Here is an 8,291-nt window from a genome sequence, read left to right as displayed (position 1 = left end):
CTCGTCTCGATCGTTACACCGGCGAACTGCGGCAACTTCATCAGGCTGGCGCCAGTGCCGCCGAATTACAACGTTGGCTCAGAGCAAAGCGGATACGGGTGGTGTTATCCACGGTAACACGCTGGCTGGCTCGTCATGGCTAAAGCAAAATTTTCCTCACCCAGGCGTCAGGCCGCTTCAGTCATGAAAGTCATGCAAGGGGAGCATTTGCGCTCGGTTGGTACGGTGCGCAACTACGAACAGGCGTTAACTCGAGTGGCTGAATGGGTTTACGCATCCAAGATCGTCGGCGGTCTGCGGGAGCTGACACCTTCTCTGGCCGTCAGTTACCTTGAATCCCGTGGTGAATCTGTAGGACAAAAAACGCTCGACATGGAGCGACAGGCCATTCAGGCCATGATGCACCACGTCACCGGTATACTGCCTCTGACTGAGCGTTTACCCGTAATCCGCGCAGACCATCCACAAATCCTGACAGGACGGGCTTACACTACTGAACAAATCGCCCGCATTTGCGCCGCTCAAACCCCAAAGAACGCACTAGCAACCGAACTGGCCTACGCCGCAGGATTACGCGCCCACGAGCTTTATACGCTGGCAAGACTTGACGAACAGCCGCCCAGCATACGACAGGCTGACGAGACAAAATGGGCGGGGCGTGACGGTATGGTCTACACCGTTCATGGTAAAGGCGGACTGGTTCGTGAAATCCAGCTTCCAAAGGAGCTGGTTTCACGTCTTGAAGCTGTCAGACGCGACCACTCCGTCATCCTGACTGATCGTGGAGTCAACCACACCAGCCGTTATGCGCTTGGTGGCGGCCATTCCTGGTCAAACAGCTTCAGCGCTGCTGCACAACGGGTATTAGGCTGGTCAGCCGGTGCCCACGGCGTTCGTCACAGCTATGCTCAGGAACGGATGCGCGAACTGCAACATCAGGGTCTGCTCTGGGAAGCTGCCCTGACGACAGTCAGTCAGGAAATGGGGCATTTTCGCCCGGAGATCACGGAAACCTACCTGCGATGAAATTTATTTTCTGCCGAATTACGGTTTTAATCGCGCTGTTAGCCACGCTTGGCATCACCTACTGGTTCATTTCCGCCACACTGGAACGCTACACGCTAATAACCCGACAAGGCGAATATCTTATAAAATATTCAGGCTGGCACATTTTTGCTGAGTTATGGGCATTAATGCTGCCCGGCATTCTCATTACAGGCTGTTTAGGTGGACTGGCACTCATCTGGATAATCATGAAAGCCGATAATTGCGATCAGGGCGAAAAAATCGCGCATTACCATAGGCTGGCATGCATCGCTCAGGAAAAAGCCGTACAGGCTGAATCAGAGGCCAACAAACGTCTCGCTGAACAACTCGACCGTGCCATTCAGCGAGAAAATGCCGCCACAATACGTGAGCAGAAAGCAGGAACACTCATCAAAACAACCCAAGATCAGCTTGAAAACGTCATCGCAGAATCTCAGAAACAGGTCAGCATCGCCAAACAAGAAAGCAGTAACGCCGAAACCCGACGCAAAAATGCCACTGCGACAGCAGAGCGCCGACGGCGGAAACTCGAAAAACTCAAGATGGAACAGGAAAATAGGGAATTAACAGAATTCTTTAAATCTTAAAACAAGATGAGGAGTGAACAGAGGACACATCAAGGAAGCATGATATTCCGCTTCCTCGCTCATTCGCTCACTCCGTTCGGTCATGAGACTGCGGCGAGCTGCGCGTGTTAACGACGAACCACTCAACGTAATGACCGAGAGCAATCAAGAAAACCAAGTCCAGCCCCGTTTTCCATAGGCTTCGCCCTCCTGACGAGCTTCACAGAAATCTTTCGATAACCAGTGCTCAAATCAGAAGTGGCGAAACCCGACAGGACTTAAAGATCCCCACCGTTTCCGATAGGTTGCTCCCTCGTGCGCTCTCCTGTTCCCACCTTACAGTGTCCCCGCATCATTCCGCTGTCATGGCCGCGTTTTCTCATTCCACGCCGGATGCTGGGGTCTGGTTAGGTGGTTCGCTCCAAGCTGGGCTGTATGCACGAACTCCCCGTTCAGCCCGACTACCACGTCTTGTGCAGGTAACTATTCTCTTGATCCCAACCCTGACAGACACGACAAATCGCCATTGGCAGTAGCCACTGGTAGCAGGATGTGCGAGAGATGTATCGAGAGTTCTTGAAGTAGTGGCCTAACTACAGCTACACTGAAAGGACGGATTGGGTGACACGTCTCGCACAAGACTGTTACCACGGTTCAGAAGTTCCCCAACTCACTGAACCCTCGAAAAACCACCTCCCCAGGTGGTTTTTTCGTTTACAGAGCGAGAGATTACGACGAGTTACAGAGGATCTCAAGAAGATCCTCGAAATTCCATTTTTAACAGGAAGACCTTTCTGCCAAAATATCTTCCATATTTTCACCAAAGTGAGATAAAAACATTAGTGGAAAAGAGCTTATAACGATAACAGAGTTACTCACTTCCTCAATTTCACATTGTTTATCGAGAATTAAGCATTGCCCAATGTCACTTTTTGGTAACTCATTGACTCCAAAAACAATATTATTGGCTTTTTTACAATGAATCTCAATGATCTTAACCCATGTATCTCTAGTCCATTGAGGAACGTTATTGTATTTTTTATCAGCATATTCATTGACTAATTTTTTAAAACCACCTACATCACTTTTAGGTATTAATAAATTATTAAAATCATCATCAATTCCATTAAAGCAACGAATTGATTCAACCATAGGATAACTGATAAAAAGCTTTCCTTTATCAGTCTCTTCACTAAAAACATCTAACATTTCATGTAAATCTGTATTACTAGCATTCGTAGCATGGGGATCATAATCAAAAAACAAATATACTTGAGAGAATTCATCTCTTTTGTATGATTTAAGACTGTGATCTCTTTCTTGAAGCAACGGGAAAATGTCTATATAATCCATGCCGAAATCATCCTCCTTTATTTTTCTATAAAGTTGATATATTTCAGCACAAAACGAAACTTTGACAATTGTTTTTTCTTCATCGTTAATAAAGTAATGAATGAAGTCACGAGAAATAACATGTTCTGTTTTCTCACCTTCAAAAACAAAAAGAATTTTCTCGGCCATAACTAAGCCTTATTTATCTTATTAAAACCACCGGCCTTATATATCTTCTCCAAGTTATGGGCAACTCTAATCTCTTTGTCTGTCAACTCATTTAGTGGGGAGATATTTTTTTTATCCATAACAAAATAGCAATCAGGCCTTAGTATTTCATTACTCATAATGCTAGTGTTATGAGTGGTCAAAATAACCTGAGCTTCACTATCACGGAGAATGGAAACCAAATTTGAAGATAATTCATGATGATAGAAAGCATCAAATTCATCGATACATATTAGTGAAACTTGATCAATTCGCTGCATCCAGAAAAAAAATAAACCAAGAGACTTTGTGCCTGTAGAGGCTATCTCATAAAATGGAATAACTACTTCACCAAAATCAAACCCAATACTTTTTCCATTATCTCCCTCAATTTCTTTTAACTTACATTCAACGCCATTAGAATTTAGAAAATTCTCAAACTCTTTAACATTGTCGTGTTCAACAATATCTTGACATATACTCTTCCCAGAAGACTCTAAGCCAATGAATGAATTCCCCTCTAATAGAGATCTAAAAAAAAGCATTCCTTTCACATAAGAAATGAATTTTCTAAAAGTAATTGTTATGTTGTCGTCAGGGAATACTGAATTATTATTTATATACGATATAATAGATACATTATCATCGGCTCCGGAAAAATCTTTATTTAAATTTTCAGTTCCAGGTATATTTATAGTAGCTACGTTGCTTTCTTTTCTATTTAAATAAACAAAATTAACCCCATTAATGTCGAGACCTTCTCTAACAATACTTCTAGCATTTTTTTTATCATAAAAATAAACAACCTCATCATTTAAAAACCTAAAGCAATATTTAAATGATGCAACTCCTGACTTATTCTTTGCATTCAAGTAATTTCTTGAAAAGAATGTAGGAAGTTTAGATGCTTCACTTAGATGAGATATTAAGTCAAAAATAGCATGCGTTAAATTGCTTTTACCTGATCCATTTTTACCATAGATCACACTGGTTTTTACAACCCCATTATTAATGGCCTCATCATTAAATTCATAGTTTCTTTTTTGAACTAAATCAAGTGAGAATTTACCTTCAAACCCTCTAAAACCCGCAACTTCAAATCTCTCAAGCATAGTCATCTCCGGTTATCATAATGAAAAAAACAATCCGTATTTTTTTTACGGCAAATATTGACTGAAAAAAATAAACATGTACACTAGTTTTTGATCTCATTCAGTTAAAAGAGTTTAGTAGATTGTAACTTATTGCAAAAAAATGATGGGATACATCTAATCTCACCGATAAGTTGACTACTGAAAATCAATTTATCTATCTGATATGAATGAGAAAATAAATCACAGAGGAGGTTTTTTGGGTTTAAAAAGACTGGAAGCCATTTCAGAACAGAAAAAGGATTGGGTTAGCCTGTACCACCAGAACTAACCCATAACAAATCATACGCAAATATGACGCTTGAGTACCACCTCAAGTGTTTGGAATAAACCCGCCACAAGACTTGTTGAGTGTTACAGTACAATTTTTCACATAAAAATCAACAGTGATGTGGCGAAAAATGAGAAATATATGATGCAAAATGATAGCTCACAAGCATACATTTTTCGCCCTTACATAACGGTGAAAGGTCAACGGATCACCCGTCCTAACGGGGGTATGTTCAAAATCCCCGTTAAACAGGAAGAAAAAAAGTAATAACTTCCGTAGTTTAAAAGCTGTGACTCCTAACCAAATTTATGTAAGGAAAATAGAATGGCAAATGTAGATATCGTTAAAGTTGATAACGGAGAGAACTGGGATCCAAAGATCCATTATGCCGTTGAAGAAGAAAAAAATGGGAAGGTTCTGTTTGAATCTGACACTCAGAAAGAAGCTATCGACTGGGCAACAGATAAAAATCACACAGTGAATATTCATCGTGTACGCAACAGAAAAAAAGAAGATCAGCACGGCCAGTATCGAGCAAAGTAATTAATAAAAAGCCCTACGGGGCTTTTTTGGTACCTGAAAGTCTATGTTCCCCTAGCATAACCATCAGAGCGACATTTTCCTTCCATGGGAAAGAAACAAAAATTGCACGGTTGCATCTGGAACATTAACGCCATCAATAAACTGAAAAATGAGGTAGTTGAATGCCTAATTACGTTATCAACAAAAATCAGCAAGCAAATGGCGATCATGAAGTACATGACACAACTAATGGTTGTTCTCATATGCCTAATTCAGAGAACCAAATTTCTTTGGGCTATCATCCATCTTGCCGGAGCGCTGTTCTTGATGCGAAACGACGCTGGCCGAGTAACAGAATTAATGGTTGCTACTACTGCTGTAACCCGTGTCACACTAGCTAAGAGCACCAAAAGCCCTTCGGGGCTTTTTTTATACCTGCCAATCTCTCGTATTTACCATAACATCCGATCCACGCACCGCCTCAGACGCCCTCAGCGCAACATTACCGCATGAATGCTAAAAAACAGGGTTATCTATGGGGCGAACTGGGAAAAACGTACCTGATAAGTTTTAACCCCATGCATGCCTATGCACTTCTGTGCATAGGCAGCATTTTCGCGATAGAGAGAACACGTAACCTCTGTTTTGGTCGCTTTTCCGCAGATTGGGACCGTGGTCCCAGCGAGGAATCATTTTGCGCATGCGCAAAATGATTCCTCATCGCTACCGTTTAAACATCATGATGATCAGCACGACATCTATCAGAACTTTTGTTACTTCTAATACCAATCGCATTTGTGAAACACTTTTCATTTCCATCTCCATATAAACCATTCATCAGAACCGCCTGTAACAGTAGTCCTATCCTCCGAGTAGCCGGATTAACCAGCTTCACTACATCATCACTTACATATCAAAGGGCTATAAGAGGAAGAGGTTCAGTAAGTTGTCATTACTGATAAGGATTTCATCTTTATAGCTTTATTGCTATAATTAACTATAGCAATAAAGCTATAATTCATAGGCAAAGAACATGTGGGAAGTAATAACGACAGAGTGCTTCGACGCCTGGTTTTTAACTCAAGATGATTCACTGAGAGAATCGGTTTACGAGGCAATGGGGATCTTAGAGAAATTCGGACCTAAGCTCGGCAGGCCATATGTAGACACATTAAACGGCTCAGATTTTCCGAATATGAAAGAGTTACGTGTTCAACATGCAGGTAAACCAATAAGAGCATTCTTTGCTTTCGATCCAACACGTAAAGCTATTGTGTTATGTGCCGGAGATAAAACCGGGATAAACGAAAAACGATTCTACAGAGATATGATTCGACTTGCCGATTCTGAGTACCTAAAACATCTGGCTAACCTGGAGAAATAATCATGGCGACATACAGAGAACTACTGGCAAAAGAGAGTCCAGAAATGCAGGCTCGCGTAGCAGCGAGGGTCGAAGAAAAAAGTCTGGTTATTGCCCTTAGTCAGCTACGTGATGAATTAGAACTCTCTCAGACAGAACTGGCTCGGGCGATTGGCATATCACAACCAACACTAGCCAAGATGGAGAATCCTGAAAATGATCCTCGTCTTTCCACGTTAAAACGTTATGTAGCAGGATTAGGTGGAGAACTGAGCATTGATGTCACATTACCGACAGGGAAACGTGTCGCATTTCATCTCTAAATTAACCGTTCCTCAATCAGCCCTCCTTTTCAGGCTATTTTCAGCTATTATTGCCTAGTCACCGCACATCGGTGACCGGGTGTAGGAACCCGGACTTACTATCGGCGATAAGATCGGACGCGCCAGCGTCCTTTTTTATATCGCAGCCTTTGCTCGTCTCTATGGTGGCTCAGGCGGGGCAGCCTTCGGGCTGGCCGGGTCGATAGTACCGGTATTCCTACCCCCGTCTGGGCTACCACCCAAAGAGCGTAGGAACTCTTATGGTGGTGAAATATCTCACTATCGGAATACCATTATGTTCGACGATACCCCTCTGAATCCTGACGAACTGCTAGACCAATGCTGTGCACTGTCTTATGCCGTAACTGCTATCACCCACGATCAGGTACGCGAAATCCTTGCATTTGTGCTGCACGAAAAGCTCAGGGATTTTCATGACTGCTACTACCCCGAGCAATTTCCCGATAAAGACGATTAACAAACTGGCGACCGTTTATTCTAACCAGCGACGCCACCAGGGTTTAGGGTGAACGTTCTCCGATTCATCATGCGCCGGCTTGTATTCCAGCCGGCGCATTTCCTGAATCTCCAGCTTGAGACCTGACACCTCTTCCCGGAGCGCTTTCATCTCAGCAATCAGGTCTTTCATTACGTTATTATCGGTCTCATCGCCCTGTCTCTGAGTGTCCCGATTCGTTGTCTCACTCGGTTTGAACTCACCGTAGACACGCATCAACTCACTGGTGTCTAGAGATCGACCGCCATCAGACTCAGACCTATATGATACGCGGCCTTTTGCCATATCCCGGTACAGCGAACTTCGCCCTTTCCCGGTCAATTCCATTGCCTGTCTCACACTGACCCACGCCATTGTCTCACCCCCTATTTTTGAGACAGTATAGCGCTATACCAAACGTTAGCGGTCTGTCGGTCGTATTCAGCCTGATTATGACGATGTCACGTTGTCATTTTTTGGTGTCGTTTTTAGCATTATCTTTTGCCAGTAATATCCGCTATGTACAACGAAAAGATATGTTGTACATAGCGGATATTACTGGGTTTATTCAACATAGACGCAATAGTTAAGAAGCATCTTGGTAGCGCAACACAATCCGTATTATTCTCGTACTGTTGATGATTAGTGCACGTAACGCACTCCTGATTACACCGGATACAGGTCAACAATCCGTGCCCCTTGAGGGATCTGATACCCAGCAGCAACATCTGGAGAGACTGAGGCGACGCAGTTAAAACGCCACCTGGTCAGTGTAACGACCGCGATTAACCCACGCCGACGGGGAAAAACATGGCGAGAATAGTCCGAGCCAGACGCGACAAAGCGTCAAACAGGGGCAAATAGGCATTCAATTGCCGCTGAACCGGTTCCTCCGGTCAGGCGTTCTTACAAACTATCAAGCGGTGACGACATGACGGAATTTAACGTCAGCCAGGAACTGGCCGCATTACAGGAAGAAACACGGTTAATTCGCAAACCGCGCTACCGGAAAT

9 protein-coding genes are annotated in these 8,291 nt (G+C 43.4%); 6 read left to right on the top strand and 3 right to left on the bottom strand.

Going from position 1 to position 8,291, the window contains the following annotated elements:
• The first annotated feature begins 135 nt into the window (after positions 1-135).
• The gene (locus K7X24_RS21605) at positions 136-1,026 is read left to right on the top strand and encodes a site-specific integrase (protein ID WP_198340288.1); all 891 of its coding nucleotides are present in this window, start codon (positions 136-138) and stop codon (positions 1,024-1,026) included.
• Positions 1,023-1,634, top strand: a complete 612-nt coding sequence (locus K7X24_RS21600) for a hypothetical protein (RefSeq protein WP_198340289.1) — start codon at positions 1,023-1,025, stop codon at positions 1,632-1,634. The genes K7X24_RS21605 and K7X24_RS21600 overlap by 4 nt, the downstream gene beginning before the upstream one ends.
• 756 nt (positions 1,635-2,390) lie before the next feature.
• Here the strand turns inward: K7X24_RS21600 and K7X24_RS21595 are convergent.
• Positions 2,391-3,134 carry a hypothetical protein gene (locus tag K7X24_RS21595; protein ID WP_198340290.1) on the bottom strand — a complete coding sequence of 248 codons (744 nt, stop codon included), beginning with the start codon at positions 3,132-3,134 and terminating at the stop codon, positions 2,391-2,393.
• A 2-nt stretch (positions 3,135-3,136) separates the two neighbouring features.
• Entirely contained in the window at positions 3,137-4,264 is a 1,128-nt protein-coding gene (locus tag K7X24_RS21590) for an AAA family ATPase (RefSeq protein ID WP_224558246.1), read from the bottom strand.
• Positions 4,265-4,898: 634 nt separating this feature from the next.
• Here K7X24_RS21590 and K7X24_RS21585 point away from each other — a divergent pair.
• The 4 genes from K7X24_RS21585 (at position 4,899) to K7X24_RS21570 (ending at position 7,260) form a co-directional block, all read left to right on the top strand.
• Positions 4,899-5,117, top strand: a complete 219-nt coding sequence (locus tag K7X24_RS21585) for a hypothetical protein (RefSeq protein ID WP_198340282.1) — start codon at positions 4,899-4,901, stop codon at positions 5,115-5,117.
• 1,012 nt (positions 5,118-6,129) lie between these two features.
• Positions 6,130-6,480: a type II toxin-antitoxin system RelE/ParE family toxin gene (locus K7X24_RS21580; protein WP_039318317.1), complete on the top strand. Its 351-nt coding sequence runs from the start codon at positions 6,130-6,132 to the stop codon at positions 6,478-6,480.
• Between the two features lie 2 nt (positions 6,481-6,482).
• Positions 6,483-6,782 carry a helix-turn-helix domain-containing protein gene (locus K7X24_RS21575; RefSeq protein WP_198340283.1) on the top strand — a complete coding sequence of 100 codons (300 nt, stop codon included), beginning with the start codon at positions 6,483-6,485 and terminating at the stop codon, positions 6,780-6,782.
• Positions 6,783-7,077: 295 nt separating this feature from the next.
• Positions 7,078-7,260: a hypothetical protein gene (locus tag K7X24_RS21570; RefSeq protein ID WP_198340285.1), complete on the top strand. Its 183-nt coding sequence runs from the start codon at positions 7,078-7,080 to the stop codon at positions 7,258-7,260.
• A 15-nt stretch (positions 7,261-7,275) separates the two neighbouring features.
• On the opposite strand, the gene K7X24_RS21565 is transcribed toward K7X24_RS21570, so the two are convergent.
• Complete coding sequence (locus K7X24_RS21565; RefSeq protein WP_224558245.1) at positions 7,276-7,431, bottom strand: hypothetical protein; 156 nt, start codon at positions 7,429-7,431, stop codon at positions 7,276-7,278.
• Between the last annotated feature and the right edge of the window lie 860 nt (positions 7,432-8,291).

This window comes from Pectobacterium versatile, assembly GCF_020166435.1.
Taxonomy (GTDB): Bacteria; Pseudomonadota; Gammaproteobacteria; order Enterobacterales; family Enterobacteriaceae; genus Pectobacterium; species Pectobacterium versatile.
Note: the sequence above shows the minus strand (reverse complement) of the source record. Positions and strands in the feature narration are given on the sequence as shown.